The sequence below is a fragment of the Rugamonas aquatica genome (assembly GCF_009380215.1).
GTDB lineage: Bacteria > Pseudomonadota > Gammaproteobacteria > Burkholderiales > Burkholderiaceae_D > Rugamonas > Rugamonas aquatica_B.
Window position 1 is genome coordinate 33,976 of sequence record NZ_WHUG01000008.1, and the last position, 19,925, is coordinate 53,900.

The following is a 19,925-nucleotide window of genomic DNA, read 5'->3' on the forward strand; positions in this document are numbered from 1 at the left end:
CGTTGCCCCGGTCTGGCGCGACGAATATAAAAAACGCCACCAGACAAAGGGCGGCGTTGATAAAAATATCACATCACTATGGGTAGACAGTGGCCGCGCGCTAGGAGCGGCGCCAATTCAGGCAGGCGTGAGGTGTGGTCGAAAAATTCATGCGCGTATGGTTGCAGTTCAGCGGCGGTCTGTCAAGGTGCGGCGTACGCGGCCGTGCTCCCCGGGCCCATGCACTATTCGTAACGATGAGGTAGTATTGCCCATCCTTGGCAATACCCCTTACCGGAGCAGATATGCGCGTACTCGCAGTGGCAGTACTTTCCACCCTGATGGTCTCCGCCGCAACGGCGCAAACGTCCACCCCGGCCATGGCGCCGGACATTCCCGCCAAGTTCGACACCGCCGTCCCCAACGCCGACTACGTCAAGCGCGACGTCATGATACCGATGCGCGACGGCGTCAAGCTGCATACCGTGATCGTCATCCCGAGGGGCGCCGCGCATGCGCCGATGGTGCTCAGCCGCACGCCGTACAACGCCAGCGGCCGCGCCCAGCGCAACGTCAGCCCCAGCGTGCTGGCCACGGTGGGCCAGGGCGATGAAGTGATGATGGAAAACGGCTACATCCGCGTGTTCCAGGACGTGCGCGGCAAATACGGCTCCGAGGGCGACTACGTGATGACCCGCCCGGTCAAGGGCCCGCTCAACGACACCCGCACCGACCACACCACCGACGCCTGGGACACCATCGAGTGGCTGGTCAAGAACGTCCCGGAAAGCAACGGCAAGGTCGGCATGATAGGCTCGTCCTACGAAGGCTTCACCGTGCTGATGGCGCTGGTCGACCCGCACCCGGCGCTCAAGGTCGCCGTGCCGATGAGCCCGATGGTCGACGGCTGGCGCGGCGACGACTGGTTCCACAACGGCGCCTTCCGCCTGCCCAACCTGGCCTACATCGCCGGCCAGACCGCCGCCAAGGGCAGCGGCAAGACCATGGCCACCGGCGTCTACGACGATTACGAAGGCGTGCTGCGCGGCGGCTCCACCGCCGACTACGCCAAACAGTTCGGCCTGGACCAGCTCAACTTCACCCGCAAGCTGTTTGAGCACCCGGCCTACGACAGCTACTGGCAGCACCAGGCGCTGGACAAGATCCTGGGCAAGCGCCAGATGAAGGTGCCGACCATGACCGTGGTCGGCTACTGGGACCAGGAAGACATCTACGGCGCCCACGCCTTCTACTCGGCGGTCGAGCCGCAGGACAAGGACAACAACAGGAACTTCCTGGTGGTGGGACCGTGGCGCCACAGCGGCGTCAATTACGACGGCTCCAGCCTGGGCGTGTTCAAGTTCACCGGCGACACCGCGCTGGAATTCCGCCGCGACGTCATGCAACCCTTCCTCGACCAGTACCTGAAGGATGGAGCGCCAGTGGCCGACACGCCGCCGGTGCTGTTCTACCAGACCGGCGTCAACCGCTGGCAGCGTTTGCCGCGCTGGCCGCTGGCCTGCGAGCAGGGCTGCCCGGCGCCGTTGAAACCGGTCTACCTGAAGCCCGGCTTCAAGCTCGACTTCGACGCGCCCAAGGATGGCGCGGCCTACGATGAATACGTGTCCGACCCGGCCAAGCCGGTGCCCTTCGTGCCGCGCCCGGTGCACATGAACGATGGCAATGTGTGGCGGCCATGGCTGGTCAGCGACCAGCGCGGCGTATCCGACCGCACCGATGTGCTCAGCTACGTCAGCGAGCCCTTGAAGACGCGTTTGCAGATCGCCGGCGCGCCCATGGTCAACCTGTACGCATCGACCACCGGCAGCGACGCCGACTGGGTGGTCAAGCTGATCGACGTATATCCGGACGAGGTGCCGTCGCAGCCGGAGCTGGGCGGTTACCAGCTGGGCATCGCGATGGATATCTTCCGCGGCCGCTACCGCAACAGCCTGGAGCATCCGTCGGCCATCGTGCCGAACGTGGTGGAGAAGTACCGCTTCGCGCTGCCGAACGCCAATCACGTGTTCCTGCCGGGGCACCGGGTGATGGTGCAGATCCAGTCCAGCTGGTTCCCGCTGTACGACCGTAACCCGCAGACCTATGTGCCGAACATCTTCTACGCCAAGCCGGCCGATTATCAGAAGGCCACGCTGCGCGTGTACCACGCAGGCGCGGAAAGCAGCGCGCTGGAGCTGCCGGTGGTGGAGAACAAGTAGGCGGGACTTAGCGCGGGCGCACGCTGTCGGTCAGCACGTCCGCGCGGAAATAGCGGCGGTAGCCGTCCATCACCTGGTTGGACCTGCCGATTTTTTCCAGCATGTCGATCAGCACCCGCTGGTCTTCCGGCTTGAGCGCGCGCGACACGTAGGCGCCGCTTTCGTGCCACGGCAGTTCGGGGATGGGCTCCATGCGCAGCTTGTCCTGCATGCCCTTGACGCGCTGGTCGCGCTGGATCGCGCCGGCCATCAGCGTCGGTCCCATGATGGTGAGGTCGGCCGAGCCGGCGTGCAGCAGCCGCGCCACCGCCACCACATCGACTTCGACGAACAATCGCCCCTGCTTGCCCAGCTCGTTGAGCAGCGCCGTGTAGTGATCGCCGTAGTCGAAGCCGCGCACCACGGCCACGCGCAGTTCGCGCCGTTCCAGCAGGGCCTTGGCGTCGGGGATCGGCGCCCGCTGGCCGGCCACGGAAATCAGCATGGCGCGATGGCCTATCATCGGCACGAAGGTGCCCAGCAGGTCGCGCGCCGGCGTGCGCGAGGCCGGCACCAGCACGTCCGCCTTGCCGTCCTTGTACATCGCCACCTGGCGCGCGCGCGGCACCAGGTTGAAGACGAAGTTGCAGCCGTTGCGCGCGCCCATGCTGCGCAGCAGGTCGGGATAGATGCCGCCGATATGCGCGCCTTCCACCTGCACGCTGGCGCCGCTGGCCGACACCGGCACGGCGATGTCGCGCGAGCAATCGGCAGCGGCAGCCTGCGCCGCGCACAGCGCCATCAACAGGGCGGCGCCGCGCACTCTCATGGCTTGGCCGCCTGCATGTGGTGGCGGGTGAAGTAGCGCTGCGCCACCACGATGGCCACCGCCTGCATCGCCGCGCACAGGAAGAAGGTGCTGCCGATGCGCCAGTCGTTGGCCGGCAGGTGGCTCACCTCGCCGAGGATGGCGGTGCCCAGCAGCGGCATGAAGATCACCCCCAGGCTGCTGATCGATTGCAGGGATCCCATCAACTCGCCCTGTTCGTTGGGCGGCGTGGATTTGGAGACGATGGCCTGCAGCGCCGGGCCGATCGCGAACGACAGCACGTTGCAGAGGATGAGCACATACATCATCCAGCCCTGCGTGGCCAGGCCGTACAGCAGGTAGGTGATGCCGCCGGAGCATAGCCCCAGCATCGACAGCCGCACTTCGCCGAAGCGCTTGATCAGTATGCCCAGCAGGCCGGCCTGCACCACGGCCGCCGTCAGGCCGACGCAGAACATGGCGGCGCCGTTCTGGCCCGGCGTCCAGTTGAAGCGGAAATTCGTGTACAGCACCCAGGTCGTCTGCAGCATCATCTGCGCGCAGGTCACCAGCGAGAAGGTGATAATCAGGCCGCGGATGTCGCGCCGGCCGGCCAGCTTGAACAGCGCGGCCAAGGGATTGATCTTGGAGAGGCTGAACGGCGAGCGGCGCCCGGCGGGCAGCGATTCCGGCACGACGAAATAACCGTAGACGAAATTGGCCGCCGACAGCGCGCCGGCCACGTAGAACGGCAGGTGCAGGTCGACGCTGCCCAGCAGGCCGCCCAGCATCGGGCCGCAGATGAAGCCCAGGCCGAACGCCGCGCCGACCTTGCCGAAGCTCTTGGCGCGGTTTTCCGGCGTCGAGATGTCGGACGCGTAGGCCGAGGCCACCGACATGCTGGCCGACGACATGCCGCCCACCACGCGGCCGATGAACAGGCAGGCCAGGTTGGGCGCCCAGGCGGTGGTGAGGAAGTTGATGCACATGCCGGCCATCGAATACAGCAGTACCGGGCGGCGGCCGATGCGGTCGCTGATGGCGCCCAGCATGGGCATGAAGATGAACTGCATCAGGCCGAACACCGCGCTCATGATGCCGAACCAGTGGGCCTGGTTCTCGCGCGAGCCGGTGAACTCGCCGACCAGCATCGGCAGCACCGGCACGATCAGGCCGATGCCCAGCATGTCGATGAAGACGCAGATCAGGACGAAATTCAGATTGCCCGGCGCGCCGGCGGGCGGTGCGGCCGGTGCTGCGGATGCTGCGGTATCGGGTGTGGTCATGTGAGCGTAGGGAAGAGGGTCAGGGCGTGGCCGGGCTGGCGGCCCACTCGGCGATAAAGCGGTCGCGGAAGTCGGTCAGTTCATTGAAGCGGGTTTGCGCCAGGCGGCGTCCGGCCGTGGTCTGCATCTTGCCCGGCAGGGTGGCCAGCTTGGTGTCGATATGGTCGATCGCGTAGGCTTTTTCATCGAGCTCGCGGTGCAGCGCCATCGGATCGTCGGCATGCGCCAGCGCGGTGCCCATGCGGCCGGCCGTGTAGAACAGGCGCGCCAGTCCGACCGCGCCCAGCGCGTCGAGGCGGTCGGCATCCTGGACGATCTTGGCTTCGATGGTCTCGGGGCGGATGGCGGCGGAAAAGCTGTGGCTTTCGATCGCGTGGGCGACGGCGGCCAGCTTGTTGGGCGGGAAATCGAGTTCGGCCAGCTGGCGGCTGGCCAGCAGCGCCGCCTTGCGCGAGGCCAGGTGGCGTTCGGGATGGTTCTTGGGCAGGTTGACCAGGTCGTGCAGGTAGCAGCCGGCCAGCACGACCAGCGCGTCGGCCTCGGGATAGTCGTCCAGCAGCAGGGCGGCGTTGCGCCAGACCCGGTGCAGGTGGTTGGTGTCGTGGGCGCCGTCGGCATCGGCGGCGGCACTGGCCAGGCCGACCAGGCGCGGGTGCCAGCTGTTGAGCAAGCTATTCATCGGTCTCCCGTGATGTTTGGACGTTCTGTTTTTGGAAGATCATACAGCCTGATTCAGCCCTTGTGCAGTGGAACTTTTTGGGGATAAAAAATTGTCCGCTTGCCAAGTACGATGAGATTGTGCAAAATACAACCATATTTGACAATAACAGGCGATTTGATGCGTAACTTGCTGGCGTTTGCACCGATGTGGTTGGCCCTGGCCTGCGCGCCCGCGCTGGCGCTGGACGACACGCCGACCGTCGCGCCGCACTTCCAGATCAAGGGCGAAGACAACCGCCAGCCCGGCCGCCCGGCCACCGTCAACACCTTCAACCCTGCCTTCACCGCCGCCGCACCGCCCGCCAGGCGCCTGCCGCCGGAGATGGACGCCGTCCGGGACGATGCCCGGCATGCCCTGACGCCGCGCAGCGTGATGACCACCGTGCTGCGGCCACTGCCCGCGCAGGCCGGCCAGATGGCTGAAAAACCAAGGTGGAAATTGCGGTAAGTCTATTTATTGCTCTAGTGCATTTATTTGGTGCGCAATTACTTGACTTGAGGTAACATTGCGCCCAGTCACTTTAGCAATGAAGGAAAATCCCATGTCTGGTAATGTAACCGAACTGCACGCAACGACCCCCGCCGGCGAGTATTTGGCCTTCACACTGGGCCAGGAAGAGTACGGCATTGATATCCAAAAAGTAGCCGAAATCCGCAGCTACGAAACCCCCACCCGCATCGCCAACGCGCCGGACTTCGTCAAGGGCGTGGTCAACCTGCGCGGCATCATCGTGCCGATCGTCGACATGCGCATCAAGTTCAGTCTGGGCACGCCGTCGTACGACCAGTTCACCGTGGTCATCATCCTCAACATCGGCCACCGCGTGGTCGGCATGGTGGTGGACCGCGTCTCCGACGTCACCACGCTGACGCCCGAGCAAGTCAAGCCGGCGCCGGAAATCGGTTCGGTGGTGAACACCGACCACATCGTCGGCCTGGGCACGCTGGACGAGCGCATGCTGATCCTGATCGATATCGACAAGCTGATGTCCAGCGCCGATATGGGTCTGATCGAAAACACCGCGCTGGCGGCGTGATGACGATGCTGGCCAATATCAGCATCGGCAAGCGCCTGGCCCTGGGCTTCACCATCATCCTGGCGTTCGCCATGCTGATCACCGGCATCAGCGTGTGGCGGCTGCAAGGCGTGGCCTCGGCCACGCGCGACATGATGCAGGTGCCGCTGGCCAAGGAGCGCATGATCTCCGACTGGTCCAGCAAGATTGATAGCGCTATCCGCCGCACCACGGCCATCGCCCGCAGCAGCGACCAGTCGCTGGCGGCGTTCTTTGCCGAAGAATCGAAGGCCTCGTCGGCTATCTCGGCCGAATATCAAAAGAAAGTGGAAGCCCTGATCGTCGACGCCGACGAGCAGGAACTGTTCGGCCGCATCGGCGAGCAGCGCAAGATCTACCTGTCGTCGCGCGACCAGGTGGCCAAGCTGAAGGCCGCCGGCGAGCTGGATGAAGCCGAGAAGGTGTTCACCAATGTGTTCCGTCCCGGTTCGGCCAGCTACCAGGCGCTGATGCAGGAGCTGCTGAAGATGCAGCGCGCGAAGATCGACGCCACCGCGGTCCACATCGATGAAGTGGCGGCCAGCAGCCGCAATCTGTTGTACGTGCTGGCCTTGCTGGTGCTGGCGTTCGGCGCCGTCAGTTCGTGGCTGCTGACCACCGGTATCACCGGCCCGCTGCAGGAGGCGGTGACTGCAGCGCGCCGCGTCGCCGGCGGCGACCTGACCGGCCATATCGACGACAGCGCCCGCGATGAAACGGGCCAGCTGCTGTCGGCGCTGAAGGAGATGAACGCCAGCCTGCTGGGCATCGTCACCGAAGTGCGCAGCGGTACCGACCATATCACCACCTCGTCCAGCGAAATCGCGGCCGGCAACCAGGATCTGTCGCGCCGCACCGAGCAGCAGGCCGGCGCGCTGGAGGAAACCGCGTCGTCGATGGAGGAGTTGACATCGACCGTGAAGCACAACGCCGACAATGCGCGCCAGGCCAACCAGCTGGCGGCATCGGCCGCGCAGGTGGCGGTGAAGGGCGGGCAGGTGGTGTCGCAGGTGGTCGATACGATGGACTCGATCAACCAGTCGTCGCGCAAGATCGTCGACATCATTGCCGTTATTGATGGTATCGCGTTCCAGACCAATATTCTGGCTTTGAATGCGGCGGTGGAAGCGGCGCGTGCCGGTGAGCAGGGTCGCGGCTTCGCGGTCGTGGCGTCGGAGGTGCGCAATCTGGCGCAGCGCTCGGCTTCTGCGGCCAAGGAGATCAAGACGCTGATCGGCGATTCGGTCGAGAAGGTCAACCAGGGCAGCAAACTGGTGGCCGATGCCGGCTTGACGATGGATGAAATTGTCAGCAGCGTGCATCGCGTCAGCGACATCATCACCGAGATCACGGCGGCCAGCACCGAGCAGAGTGCGGGCATCAACGAGGTGTATCAGGCCATCGGCGCGATGGATGGCGTGACGCAGCAGAACGCCGCGCTGGTCGAAGAAGCCGCAGCTGCGGCGGAATCGATGCAGCAGCAGGCTGCGGCGCTGGCGCAGGCGGTCAGCGTGTTCAAGGTGGATGGTTCGTCGTCGTCTTCGTCGCGTTCGCGCGCCAAGGCGCCGCGCGCTGCTTCCGCATCGCCAGCGCTGCGCCTGACCAGCCGCGCCTAAGCCGCAGCACGCCTCCGCGTCATTCCCGCGAAGGCGGGAATCCATACTCCGCAAGCGTGCGGTCAATCGCCTGCTGGGATAAACGGTCCGCGTCACCATTGCGGTGGCGCGGCACCCAGCGCAGGCTGACCGCGCCCAGTGGCGCCATCAACGCCATCACGCGCTGCCGATGTTCCTCCAGGCCTTTCGCGCCACGGCCGGCCACCACTGCCTGCTCGCTCAAATTCACATCATTGACCACCACCTGGCTGTCGCCATGCACCACCAGCCCTGTGGCGCCCAGCTGCCCGGCCGCCTCCAGCAATGCCGTCAACGCCAGATACTCCGCCTCGCCGCTGTTGCCGTAACCGGCGCGGCGGCTGATCTCGACCCGCTCGCCGCCCGGCCCGCACAGCAGCGCACCTATGCCTATCTGTCCCGGATTCGGATGCGCGGAGCCGTCGAACCAGCCGCGCCAACCATCTGCAGCGGGCTGCATGCGCGCCGCCCGCTGTGCCAGTAGCCGCGCCTTCTCCGCGATCCTTGCCGAACGCCGTTCCTCATCGCGCAGGCGCAGCGCATCACGCTCGGCCAGCAACTGCGGCAAGCCCTGCGCACCGGCCACCTGCACCAGCACCTGATGCAGCGCCACCGCCTCGCTCACATTCAAACGGACGGCCAAACGACGAGCGGCCACGCGCTCGCCCTTGTAGGCGGCCGTGGCCAATACTTCGAATTCAATGTCGATCATCAATCGCGGCGCGGGTTGTCCGGACGGCGGTCGTAGCGGTTAGGCACGCCGTCGCCGTCGCGATCGCGGTCGTAGCGGTTCGGGATGCCGTCGTGATCGCGGTCTCCGTGACCGCGTCCGTGTTCGCCCCGGTTGTCGTGACGGTCGTAGCGGTTGGGGATGCCGTCATGATCGCGGTCGCCGTACGGTCCTCGCTCCCAGCGCGCTTCCTCGCGCAGCCAGCGGCCGTCGCGTTGCACCCAGTGCGGTTGTGCGTACACATAGCCCGGCCGTGCCGAGATCCAGCTGCCGCCTATCCATTCGTGGCGGTTGCCGCGCCAGTCCCAGTAACCGGGAGCCCAGATGTAGCCGACACGCGGCCCGGGCACCGCCTCATAACGCGGCGGCGGTGGCGCGACGGTCACGTAGTCGACCCGCGCCGGAACTGAACTCACCGTCACCCAGCCACCCGGGTCCAGGCGCCAGCCGCCGCCTTCGCGTATCCATTCGGCGCGGCGGTATTCGGCGCCGCGACGTTCATTTTCCCAGCGGCCGGCCAGCCAGACATGGCGATGACCGTCCCAGTTCCAGTAGCCAGGCGCCCAGACGTAACCGCGGCGCGGCGCCGGGATGCTTTCGAAGCGCGCAGGCGGTGGGGCATTGCCGATCACGACGCTGACGCCGACTTGTGCGGACGCGATGGCTGGAGCGAATGCTGCTGCGCTCAAGGCGAGCATGGCGGCAGCGTAGATGTTGTGCGAGCGCTTGATCATGATGTGTTCTCCGTTTGCGCGTTCTGCTTCAACGCTTGAAACGAACTATAGCAAGCGGCACCGGAGGCTGGCTCCCAGAGATGCAACTTTTTACATCTGACACAAAGCTGAGTGGAGTTGTGCGCGTTGGCGCACAGAGGAACTGCTGCAGGGGAAGGTAGTGCGGGCGGAGCTTGAAACGGCGCGAGGCTGTGTAAGGCTTCGCCTGTTACGCGGCAGGGTGGCGGCGCGTCCAGGCGAAGTGGTCTCGGGCGTTCAAATTTTGCTCGCAGTGGTGGTGTCGGCGGCCAGCACGGATTTGCCTTCGTCGATCAGCGACTGTTTTTTCTGTTCGGCGGTCAGGCGTTTTGCGGCGACGACCACGACTTGCATCCCTTTGGCGGCAGCTGGTGCGGTGTAGCTGGCTTGCACTGGCGCCGGCGTTGCGGTGGTGTCGTCGAGGACGTAGTTGGCGGCGCAGGCCAGGCCCAGGGTCACGACAAACAGGGCTTCGAAGTTTTTCAGGACGTTCATTTTGCTTCCTTTCGGTGGTTAAAAGTGTGTTTCGATGTGCTCACTTTATGCAAAGGCCCGTCCAGCCGCCACCGGATTGCGACGAGGTGCGTTTTTGGCGGTCCCAAATGCAGATAAACGCGATAAGACGATATCTTTTAGGCCATGGAATGCCACTGCGGCCGGGTTTTCCCGGGCCCTCCGCTAAGGCTGGGCAGATACCGACCACCAGCGCGAGGGGCTTATGCCGCGATACATCACCACCATCCTGCAAGCCTGGGCCGAGCGCCGCCGCGCACGCCGCCGGCAAGCCAATCTGCGCGCCGGCATGAGCGGCCGTCCCGCGGTGCGGATCGTGCCGGCCTCGCATGCCGGACGCCGCCAGGTTGACGCTGGCTGCGCCGCCAGTGGCGCGGCACAGCCAGCGGGCCGGCAGCGCGCCATGTGGATCGCGGTCGGCGCCGTTTGCGTGCTGGCAGGAGGTGGCGCGCTGATCGCCGGTCACGCCCGCCATCTGGCTGCGGCGACGGTCAGCACGCCGCAAGCCGTCAACAGCGTGCGCGCCGCCTATGCTTTCCAGTCCGCGCTGCCCGGCGCCGCCTTCACGGTGCCGGCGCAAGCGGGGATCGGCACCAGCATCCACCCCGGCGGCGCCTTGCTGGTAGCCGTCGGCATGCAGGCCGCGCCGCCGGTCCGCGTGGACCTGTGCACCCAGATGCGCAGCCCCACCGACGCTCGCCTGTTGCCGCTGCGGCTGGGCTACCGTTTCGACGACGTCAAGCGCTGGGTCAAGCGCAACGAGGAATCGAATGTCCAGATATCGCTGCGCAACGTGCTGCTGGTGGCCGACAGCGGCGCCGGTGCGGACGCCGTCCCTGAAATACAAATCGAAGGCACGGCCCGCGCCGACTTCGTCGATCCGCTGGGCGAGCCGCTGCGCCTGAGCTGGCGCAGCGCGCAGGCCGACACGCGCTGGATCAGCGACGCCAGCTTCGGCCAGGTCGAGCAGGGCGCCAGCGGCCAGGTGGCGCTGCGCCAGCAGGGATGGCTGCTGTGGGGCGCCGCCTCCGCGCTGCGCATCGAACGGCGCTCCAACGCCATGTGCCCCCAGGCCGGTGAGCTGGTGGTGCAGATGTACCGGCTGGCGCCACAGGACGCCGCATCGGCCAAAGCGCCTGCCAGTGCGCTCGTGGTGGCGTTCCCCGCGCGCGGCCGCGCGGTCGGCACCAATCTGGCAGCGGGTTCCTATCAAGTGCCGGCAGCCGCACCGGCGGCGCTGGAAGACCAGTCGCTGTTCGACGCACTGCAAGCACAGGGCCTGATCCGCCTGAACGCCGCCGGCGCAATCGAACTCGCCCCGCGCGATCTGCCTCAATGGCAGGCCGCCGGCGCCACCGAGCGCGTGGCCGAATTGGACAGCTGGAAGCAGGTCAAGCCCGGCGCCGCCACCCACAAACTCTTCAAGCGCCTGTACTACCAGGCAGACGGCGCCTACGTTCGCCAGCAGATCGACATCTACAACAGCGAGCGCCGCCTGCTGGCCTGGCGCGTGAAGGCCCCGGCAGGCACGGTCATGGACTGGAGTGCCACCACCGGCAGCGACGCCGCATCGGGCAGCGCGCCGGCGATGGTCGCCATCACCAGCCAGATGCCGGTCGCCGCCTCGCGCCTGTTCGCATCGCTGCCGCAAGGCTGGCAGCCCTGGACCCGCGTGGCGCGCTGGCCGCAGGCGGCTGAAATGTCGGGCGCCCGTCCGGTGGTCCGCCTCAGCCTCTCGCTGCCGCGCGCAGCCGCCGGCGGCGAAGTGCTGCGGATGCTGCTGGCAGGCCGCGTCACCGGCACGGTCGGCGCCAGCGCGCAACTGACGCCCGCCTGCACCGGCCGCGCCTGTGCCAGCGATGCGGATGTCCAGCAGATCTCGCTGACGCTGCTGGCCGGCGCACGCGCCGTGCAGCTTACGGTGCAGCCGTTGGACTTCCATGCGCCGGAAGATCAGAAGTACCGCCACCTGCGCGTCGTCGGCGACCGCCTGGTGTGGCAGGCATTGTCGCCCGTCTCCGGCGATGCAGCGCCCGGCATGCCGCGTCCCGCCGCGCCGTCGCCGGTCCAGCTGGAAGACCGCAACGGCACGCTGCTGTGGGTCGACGGCGCGCCGACCCAGCCAGCCATCGAAGCCGGCCTGGCGCCGCTGCTTGGCGTCAGCGGCGACCACGCCAACAGCGTGGCGGGCATGCTGGCGCGCCTGCCCGCATCCGACGCCACCGTCTCGCGCGCATCCGGCGCGGCGGTCGGCGCGCGCCTGACGCTGGACCTGCCGCTGCAGGCCCTGAGCCAGCGGGTGCTGGACTGCATCGGCATGCATCGCGGCCGCTGGGACGGCAAGGCCTGCAACGGCGCGCAGCCGGCGCCGGAAGGTCGCCACGCGGGCCTGGTCATCCTCGACACCGAAACCGGCGACGTGCTGGCCGCCGCCGGCGCCGGTGCGGGCGAGGTCAGCGCCGCTAACTGGGCCGAGGTGCGCGACTTCGACCGCACCAGTCCCGCGCGCAGCCCGCTGCGACTGCCCGCCTTGCAGCACGACGGCGGCGCGCATCAAAGCCCCGGTTCGACCTTCAAGGTGGTCAGCGCGCTGGGCCTGGAGCTGGCCGCCAAGAGCGATCCGCAGATCGACGCGCTGCTGGGCGGCATGCCGCTGCCCGCCATCAACCGCCTGGCGCAGCAGCGCGGCTTCGGCTTCCAGACCGACGCCGCCAGCTATCCGCTCAATCCGCGCCTGGCCCACATCACCAACTATCACGAGCAAAGCCTGGACCGCCGCGCGCAGGAAGGCCGGCTTGGACTGGCGCAGGCGCTGACTTACAGCCTCAATACCTGGTTCGCCTGGTCCGGCGAATTGAGCGACCATAGCCTGTTCGGCCGCGCCGACGGCGGCGCCCCCGATCTGCAGGCGCTCGACGCCGATGCGCTGGACTCCGTGCGCCCCATCGTCGCCGCCGCACACCGCCTCGGCTTCGAACAGACGCTGCGCCTGGACGGCGGCCTGCTGCCGGCCGATTTCAACTGGCGCAGCTGGGACGCGCTGCAGGCGACGCCGGCCCACATCGACCCGATCCACACGCGCCACGAACTGCGCCAGATGTCGATCGGCCTGCGCATGCAGGTGACGCCGCTGCAAATGGCGCTGGCCGCCGCTGCGGTCGGGCAGGGCAAGGTGGTGGCGCCGCGCATGCTGCTGTCGCTGGGCCGCAGCAACAGCGTGGTGCCGGACATGAAACCGGTCGGCATCCGCCTGGACCGCATCCGCGCCGGCATGAAAGGCGTGATCGATGTCGGCACCGGCGCCGGCGCGTTCGGCGGCGCGGCGCTGGCGGGCGTGCGGCCCGGCCTGTACGGCAAGACCGGCACCGCGCCCAGCGGCGACGACACGGCCACGGTCTGGTTCACCGGCTGGCTGGAGCCGGGCAGCCTGCCCGGCCAGACGCACCGGCTGGCGATGGCGGCCTTCGTCAGCCACTCGGGCGTCACCGGCGGCGAGCACGCGGCGCCAGTGCTGGCGGCGGTGCTGTCCACGCTGGCGTCGCAGAACCGCGAACAGAAGGAGAAATAGCCTTGTAAACGGGATAATGAAATCGCCGCTTTTGTGGCATGATTTTGAGGCGTCCGCCATAGCGCGCTTATTTTCGTTTTTCTATTATTGACAGGACTGTATGCGCTTGCCAGGAACCCGCTATCAGGAGCACGGCTGGGAACAGGTGCGCAAATTGCTCGGACACTGCTCGCTGCAGGCATTCCGGCAGCTTGAGATGCACCAGCTGCTCGACCCCGGGCAGCACGCACCGCTGCTCGACAGCTATACCGATGCGGTAGCCGCAGCGCTGCGCGCGGGCGCGCGCTCGGCGCGCGCCGAGGCCGAGGGCAACAGCTATGGCGACAGCGTGTACGAGCTGTCGCTTAGCCTGTTGTTCGAACTTCAGGCGCAGCCGTCGTTCTGGCTGGCGTTTGTCGCCGCCGTCGCCGCCGAGCATGCGCGCAGCGGCGCCTTCTGGCTCGATGCCGCCGCCGAGGGCGTGATGCGCAAGAAGGTCAACGATATGTACGCCGGCCTGCGCGACAAGGTCGACGCCGACAGCTACATCGCCACCACGGGGCGCGACTGCTCGCCCAACAAAATCTACACCTACCGCATGCTCGACACCGCGTATCGCGAGATCGCCGGCCTGTTCGCAGACTGGCGGCAGCATGCGGGGCAGGTGGGCGCGATCCTCGGGCGTCCGCTGGATGGCAGCCCGATCGAGGTGCGGCAGATGAAGTCCATCGGCGGCTGCAAGGCGGAGTGGATCATCCGCTGGAGCGAGTCGCAGGAGCGCTACGCCGGTTCGCCGGGGCCGCTGCATACGCGCTCCAAGCGTTTCGCCAGCCTGAAAAACAGTCCCGATAAAATCGCGGCGATGCTGGCGGAGATCGGCGATTATGAGGAGCTGTCCGCAAATATGGACCGGGCCGACGACTGGCAGGGCGATGCCGGCGAGGCAGCCCTGTGGCTGGAAGACTACTGGCGCGTGATCGGCGAGTCCGAGCAGCTGGAGGCGCACGGCGGCCAGCAGGACGAGGACCGTATCCTGCCCGAACCTGCGGTGGACGAGGCGCCTGGCGACGCGGACGAGGACGATGAGGGTGGCGCCGCCACGGCGTCGTCGGAGCCTGATGCACGCGACTTGGCGCATGATCTGGCGGCCGAACAGGCGCTGGCCGGAACGCTTTCCCTGCCCCCCCGCTATCTTGAATTGGCGCGGTCTGCGCAGGAATCCGGAAGTTGGGCGCTGCGCATATTGAGCTCGGAGTCGCTGCCGATCCGGCTGGCCGTGTACCAGAAACTGCTCGGCGTCGCGGACGACACCTATCCCGACGACTGGCTGGACCCCGCCACCGGCGAGCTGCCGACCTTGCAGCAACTGGCGGCGTTGGACCAGATTTCGATGCCGACGCTGCGCAAGCGTCGCAACGAAGCGATCGACAAGCTGCACGCGGCCAATACCGGCAAGGGCCAGGCCGCGCAATGAAGGAGAACGAATTGAAATCAGCACACGATGAGCAAGAAGCGCGGCTGCGGGAGCGCCTGCTGCTGGGCCGCGCCGTGCCGGGCGACCGGCTGATGCTGGCCGATGCCACGCTGCTGGCGGCGCTCGACGGCAGCCGGGTGCTGACGCCGAACGAGCGGCAGGCGCTATCGGCCTCGCCGTTGACGCTGCGGCGCTTCCGGCAGTTGTCGCTGGAGCGGCAGGCCGCGTCGGCGCAATCGCCGCAGGCGGCCAACGACCCGGTATGGACCGGCAGCAGCGGCATGCTGCGCGCGGCCGCCACGGCCACGGCGCTGGAATCGCTGTCGACCGACGACGACTGCTGGACGCTGCACTTCCTGCCGCAAGGCGAGGGCTGGCAGGTGATCCTGGGTTTGTCGGCGGAGGCGCCGTTTGCCGCGCGCCTGCTGCGTGAGCATGTGATGGTGCGCGTGATTGACGGCGGCGGCGCGATCATTTTGCAGGGGCGTCTGGATGCGGATGGCGAGTGCGAATGCAACTGGCCCTTCGTCACGCCGCCGGCGCGGCACTTCCAGATGTACGGCGCGGGTTTCGCCGTCGAGCCGGTGACGCTTTAGACCATGGGCATATTTTCCCTGCGCCGCAAACTGGCCGCCGATACGGGCGGTCTGGGAACCAGCTTGATCGCGTTGAGGCTGGAGGCGGGGGATGTTGCGCCGGTTCATAGCACGGTGGTGGTGTTCAATGCGGGCGGCCATGCGCGTAGGGCGGCGGCGGGGAAGGTGGCGTGCGAGCCGGGCGAGATGGCTGTGTGTTTTCATCCGGGGCCGTACACGATGCATCTGACGCCGTTCGCGGCGGCGCCGGAATGGGCGCTGCGGCTGCGGTTTGTCGTCGATGTCGCCAATCCGCGCGTCGAGCAGCAGCGTTTTGATTTATACCTTTACAGCGAGATGGCGGAGCGGCTCGATGTCACGGCGTTCCGCGCATCGGCGCAGTCGGCGCTGCAAATCGAGCTGGCCCAGGGCGCGCTGGATCTGCCGCCCTGCACCTCGCTCGAAGAGTGGCACGCCTTCCGTGCCGGGCTCAATCAGCTGATGTACACGCGCTTTGGCGTGACGGTGGACGACTGCGTGCCGGTCGATTTGGGCGATCAGATCGATTTCGCCGATGTGCTGAAAGCCCGCGCCACCGAGGAAGCCGCCGCCATCGCCGTCTCTGCCGCCATTGCCGCGCCTCCGCCCGACCAGCCATCGATGGCCCCGGTGACACCGGCTGGCGCCACACGGCCCGACGCCGCGCCGGCAACCGCAAGGCAGGACGCGTTCGGCCTGCGCCGCCTGTTCCTTGAACTGCCAAGCCTGAGCGGCGGCCTGCGTGTGCTGGTCCTGCCGGACGGTCTGCCAGTCTTCCAGCAGCACCAGGCCCTATTGCTGCGCCTCGGCATGGCCGCGTTGAACGTCAACACCATGCCCTCGCTGGCCTGGGCCGCACCCGACCAGCCGCTGCCGCATGAGGAGCAGGCACGCCGCACCGGCCAGACCCTGCTCGCTGTGCAGGCGCTGGACGAAGCCTGGGCGCTGCTGGCCCGCCTGCAGCTTGCCGCCCATGTCCAATGGCCAGGGCTGCTGGACGAAGCAGACCGTATCTGCGCCAACCTGGAAACGGGCCTTGCCTTCCGCCGCGCCCCGTACGCGCCCCGCACGGAGCCAACGCTATGACCACGCCGATCACGCCGACGCCGTCGACCATGCCCACCGTGTCCTCCACGTTATCGGCCAGCCACGTCCCCGCCAACGCCGAATGCCGCAGCGTGCTGGCCGACGGCCGCGTAGTGACGATCACCGCCAGCCGCCGCCCGCGCGCCAACCGCGCCGACGTCAAATGCACCGTGGCCGGCGCCCCTGCCGTCGCCGAGCGCATGCAGGAAGTCGTCCGCCTGGCCCGCCACACTGAGGTGCGCCTCGACAGCCGTGACCAGGTCGTCCTCAGCATGGACATCCCTCCCGGCGCCGCGGACCGCGACTGGGAGCTGGCCGCCGTGCTGGCCGACCGTATGGTGCGCGGCCTGTTTCAGCCCGCGCCAACGGGCCGCGTCTATGCCCAGGGCTGGTCCGATAGCTGGCATCTGGGCCGCGTGCAAGGCGGCCCGACGCCCGCAACGGCCGGCACCCAGCCGCATATCGCTCCCGAAGACAGCATCATCGCCGGCGGCCCGGCGGCCAATGGCGAAGCCTCCCCGCAGATCCAGCACATCGCCCACCTGGGCGCCCTTAGCGGCCACGCCGATCCGTCGGCCGCCGTCTCCACCGTGCGCGCCTGGTTCCCGCTGCACAGCGGCGGCGTCCACGACAGCCTGGCCTGGGTGGAAGTAAGCGTCTTCCCAATCGAAAGCGACGCCGCAGCGACCGAGGAAGACAGCATCGCCGCCCCCGGCCTGGACCTCAGCGCCCAACTGGAAGTGCGCCAGACCCTGGCCGGCGCCCGCCACTTCGACGGCAAAGGGTTGGGGCGCTGGCGCAGCGTGGTGCGCTTCGGCCAGGCGCGTTTTCAGGGCGGATCGTACCAACTGGCGCTGGTGATGGCCGACCGCCTGGCGCGCGGGCGCGAGTTCGTGCCGCGTGGCCGCCTGATCGCCACCGGCTGCTCCAGCGCCTGGCACGCCGGTCGCGTGGACACTGTGGAGGGCCGCGAGCCCAAGCTGGAATTGATACTAAAGCAAGCGGTGCCGGGCGACCGGGTGCTGTTGCCCAAGGCCTGGCAGGGCGAGCTGCCGGCCGGTTTTGCGGCTGAACTGCGTCAAAAAGGCGCCACCTTGGCCTGTATCGACCGGATCGGCATGATTTGAAGCGGCGCACGTATCGTGCGCAAGAATGAAAACGGGCGTGCCCTGCTAAAATCGGCAGATGCCAGGGCGGCCCGGAAGATGAATCGAAGAAGGAGTCTGACATGTTCCAAATGTTTGGTTTTGGCGGCGTAAAATGCCCGCGCTGCGAGCACAAAAACGACGACCAGTCGGGCTACTGCAAACACTGCGGTTTGACCCTGGGCGCCCCGCGCAGCGAGCCGGTCCTGCGCGACAACCGCTGGATACCGGGCGACGACGAGCTGGCCGTGTACTTCGGCGTCAGCGCCTTGTCCGGCATCTTCACCAAAACGCTGCGCGTGCCTGCCACCTCGCGCGCCTACATCCTGCAAGCCGATAAAGCCACCGAAGTACCGCAGGGCGAATACGAAATCGAAGGCTTCTTCACCCGCTTGAACCACCTGCTGCGCAACCAGAACGCCGAAATCCTGATCACCCGCAGCGCCGCGCTGCCGGTGGAGTTTTCGTTCAGCGATCTGCAGACGGCGGAACACCTGAAGGTATCGGCCCGCTTCACCGTCAGCATCCGCATTGAAAACGTGCCGGCTTTCGCCCAGCACTTCATGACCGTGCCAGGCGTCGTCAGCACCTTGCACCTGCATGATCTGCTGGCGCCGTCGGTGCACCAGGTGGCGGCCGAATTCGTCGGCAGCCGCGCCATGCGCGACATGGCGCACAACGCCGAGCTGCGCCTGCAATTGGACGAACGGCTGCAAGCCGCGCTGAAGCTGCGCCTGGCCGGCTACGGATTGGCCGTCGAACGGGTGGAGACGGCCGCGCTGCGCCACGATAAATTCGACCACAACCGCGAGCGCATCGGCACCCTGTGGCTGGTGGCGGACGAGCGCCATGTGCAGCTGGAGCACGTCAAGCAGCTCGACCAGATTTACGACGAAGAGGAATGGCAAGCCATCTGGCGCGAAGAGCAGAAGATGCGCTCCGAGCTGCGCCGCGCCGAGCTGCGCCAGGACGCCAGCGTCAACAAGGCCGAGCTGACCTTCAAGGAGTCCGAGCGCGTGCAGGCATTGCGTGCGCGCGAAGTGGACCTGTACAGCCGCGTGATGGAATCGAAGACCCGCAAGGTCGCCATCGACAAGGGCGCGGGCACCATCCTGGCCGACCTGGAACACGAGCTGGCGAAGAGCAAATCGCACCGCGCCGGCGAGCAGGCCGACTGGGAGCATGTGCGCCAGCTGGCCCAGATCAAGATGCGCACCGATCTGGAAGTGCTGCAGCAGACGGCCGCTGGCCAGCGCCAGTTGGCGCAGCAGCGGTTGTCGCACCAGTTGCGCCAGCAGTCCATCGAAAGCCAGATCGCGCAGGCGCTGCTGATCGAGGACGAATCGCACCGCCGCAACGAGCTGGCCGCGCTGCGCCAGCGCGAGAAGGCCGAAAAAGAACGCGAGCTTGAAATCGAGGCCGAAGGCCACAACGAACGTATCCAGGGTCTGAGCCTGACCAACGCCGCGCGCCGCCGCGAGGCCGAGCGCGTACAGGAGTGGGAAGACCAGCTCCAGCTGGCCCGCCAGCGCGAGCTGCTGCGCGGCGACGCCGTCAAGGATGCGTCCAATGCCGTGCAGGTGGCCGAGATCAATCAGAAGATCGAGGAATTGAAGCGTGCCGGCGCGCAGGCCGACGCGGTCGCCCAGTACGAGAAGCTGTTGCGCACCATCGAGGCAGACGGCGTGCATCAGCGCCAGAACCTGGCCGTCAACAAGCAGGCCATGCTGGATCAGCTGGAAGTGGACGAGCAGCGCCAGATCCTCAAGCAGAAGGAGCAGGAGGCGCAGTGGCAGCGCGAGCTGAAAAAGCTGGAGCACGAGCGCGAAGAAAAATTCGCCCGCTGGAAGGGCGAGTACGATGTCCTGCTGGCGCAGCAGTCACACGAGATCACGCGCATCGAAACCATCGGCCGCTTGAGCGACAGCGGCAAGGTCGCCACCGCCGCCGCGCCGAACGCCGAAGCGCTCACGCAGATCATGAAACTGCAAATACAGGGCGGCATGACGGCCGAACAGATACAGGCGCTGGCGCAGGTGGTGGCGGCCGAACATGGCGTGACCCCGGCCGAAGCGGCGCGGCTGGCGCATGAGCGCGTGCTGGAAGAGCGCGCGCACCGCGACAGCGAAATGGACAAGGACCGCCGCCACCAGCTCGATCTGCTGAACGTGCAGAACGCCGCCAGCGCCAGTGCGCTGACGACCCAGAGCCAGCTGGGTGTGGGTGTGGCGCAGGCCGGAGCAGCCGCCCCGTCACCGGCGCCGGCACGCTACTGCTCCAACGGCCATCCGACGCGGGCCGGCCACCCGCTGGACAAATTCTGCGCCCAATGCGGCGTGCCTTTAGCTTGAACAGCTTTGAGCAGGAACGGGTACACTTCGTTT

General features: G+C 67.1%; 16 protein-coding genes. 10 read left to right on the plus strand and 6 right to left on the minus strand.

All coding sequences use genetic code 11. The annotated features are described in order from the left end of the window. The first annotated feature begins 284 nt into the window (after window positions 1-284). Window positions 285-2,198, plus strand: coding sequence for a CocE/NonD family hydrolase (locus GEV02_RS19350; RefSeq protein ID WP_152839521.1), 1,914 nt, complete (start codon window positions 285-287; stop codon window positions 2,196-2,198). A gap of 7 nt (window positions 2,199-2,205) precedes the next feature. Here the strand turns inward: GEV02_RS19350 and GEV02_RS19355 are convergent, their stop codons facing one another. From GEV02_RS19355 to GEV02_RS19365, 3 genes are read right to left on the minus strand one after another with little or no spacing between them, the layout of a single operon-like run. Beyond that, window positions 2,206-3,006, minus strand: a complete 801-nt coding sequence (locus tag GEV02_RS19355; protein WP_152839522.1) for a substrate-binding periplasmic protein — start codon at window positions 3,004-3,006, stop codon at window positions 2,206-2,208. Next, window positions 3,003-4,271, minus strand: coding sequence for a TCR/Tet family MFS transporter (locus tag GEV02_RS19360; protein WP_152839523.1), 1,269 nt, complete (start codon window positions 4,269-4,271; stop codon window positions 3,003-3,005). Before GEV02_RS19360 ends, GEV02_RS19355 begins: the two co-directional genes overlap by 4 nt. Window positions 4,272-4,290: 19 nt before the next feature. After that, entirely contained in the window at window positions 4,291-4,950 is a 660-nt protein-coding gene (locus tag GEV02_RS19365) for an HD domain-containing protein (protein ID WP_152839524.1), read from the minus strand. 159 nt (window positions 4,951-5,109) lie between these two features. On the opposite strand from GEV02_RS19365, the gene GEV02_RS19370 reads away from it, so the two are divergent. The 3 genes from GEV02_RS19370 (at window position 5,110) to GEV02_RS19380 (ending at window position 7,662) form a co-directional block, all read left to right on the plus strand. Continuing rightward, window positions 5,110-5,439, plus strand: a complete 330-nt coding sequence (locus GEV02_RS19370; RefSeq protein WP_152839525.1) for a hypothetical protein — start codon at window positions 5,110-5,112, stop codon at window positions 5,437-5,439. 94 nt (window positions 5,440-5,533) lie between these two features. Next, window positions 5,534-6,028, plus strand: coding sequence for a chemotaxis protein CheW (locus GEV02_RS19375; protein WP_152839526.1), 495 nt, complete (start codon window positions 5,534-5,536; stop codon window positions 6,026-6,028). Continuing rightward, window positions 6,028-7,662: a methyl-accepting chemotaxis protein gene (locus tag GEV02_RS19380; RefSeq protein ID WP_152839527.1), complete on the plus strand. Its 1,635-nt coding sequence runs from the start codon at window positions 6,028-6,030 to the stop codon at window positions 7,660-7,662. The genes GEV02_RS19375 and GEV02_RS19380 overlap by 1 nt, the downstream gene beginning before the upstream one ends. A 19-nt stretch (window positions 7,663-7,681) precedes the next feature. Here the strand turns inward: GEV02_RS19380 and GEV02_RS19385 are convergent, their stop codons facing one another. From GEV02_RS19385 to GEV02_RS19395, 3 genes are all read right to left on the minus strand, one after another. After that, window positions 7,682-8,392, minus strand: a complete 711-nt coding sequence (locus GEV02_RS19385) for a ribonuclease HI family protein (protein WP_152839528.1) — start codon at window positions 8,390-8,392, stop codon at window positions 7,682-7,684. Further along, on the minus strand, window positions 8,392-9,144 hold the full coding sequence (locus GEV02_RS33825) for a chromosomal replication initiator protein DnaA (RefSeq protein ID WP_408014859.1): 753 nt from the start codon (window positions 9,142-9,144) through the stop codon (window positions 8,392-8,394). Before GEV02_RS33825 ends, GEV02_RS19385 begins: the two co-directional genes overlap by 1 nt. A 255-nt stretch (window positions 9,145-9,399) precedes the next feature. Beyond that, a complete protein-coding gene (locus tag GEV02_RS19395; RefSeq protein ID WP_152839529.1) occupies window positions 9,400-9,657 on the minus strand; it encodes a hypothetical protein in 258 nt (85 codons plus the stop codon). A gap of 223 nt (window positions 9,658-9,880) precedes the next feature. On the opposite strand from GEV02_RS19395, the gene GEV02_RS19400 reads away from it, so the two are divergent. The 6 genes from GEV02_RS19400 (at window position 9,881) to GEV02_RS19425 (ending at window position 19,892) form a co-directional block, all read left to right on the plus strand. Next, on the plus strand, window positions 9,881-13,243 hold the full coding sequence (locus tag GEV02_RS19400; protein ID WP_152839530.1) for a penicillin-binding transpeptidase domain-containing protein: 3,363 nt from the start codon (window positions 9,881-9,883) through the stop codon (window positions 13,241-13,243). A gap of 100 nt (window positions 13,244-13,343) precedes the next feature. After that, window positions 13,344-14,696, plus strand: a complete 1,353-nt coding sequence (locus GEV02_RS19405; RefSeq protein ID WP_152839531.1) for a hypothetical protein — start codon at window positions 13,344-13,346, stop codon at window positions 14,694-14,696. Between the two features lie 11 nt (window positions 14,697-14,707). Further along, window positions 14,708-15,292, plus strand: a complete 585-nt coding sequence (locus tag GEV02_RS19410; RefSeq protein ID WP_328595864.1) for a hypothetical protein — start codon at window positions 14,708-14,710, stop codon at window positions 15,290-15,292. 3 nt (window positions 15,293-15,295) lie between these two features. Beyond that, the gene (locus GEV02_RS19415) at window positions 15,296-16,396 is read left to right on the plus strand and encodes a hypothetical protein (protein WP_152839533.1); all 1,101 of its coding nucleotides are present in this window, start codon (window positions 15,296-15,298) and stop codon (window positions 16,394-16,396) included. Next, the gene (locus GEV02_RS19420; RefSeq protein ID WP_152839534.1) at window positions 16,393-17,523 is read left to right on the plus strand and encodes a hypothetical protein; all 1,131 of its coding nucleotides are present in this window, start codon (window positions 16,393-16,395) and stop codon (window positions 17,521-17,523) included. The genes GEV02_RS19415 and GEV02_RS19420 overlap by 4 nt, the downstream gene beginning before the upstream one ends. Before the next feature lie 101 nt (window positions 17,524-17,624). Further along, window positions 17,625-19,892, plus strand: coding sequence for a hypothetical protein (locus GEV02_RS19425; protein WP_152839535.1), 2,268 nt, complete (start codon window positions 17,625-17,627; stop codon window positions 19,890-19,892). Window positions 19,893-19,925 lie beyond the last annotated feature (33 nt).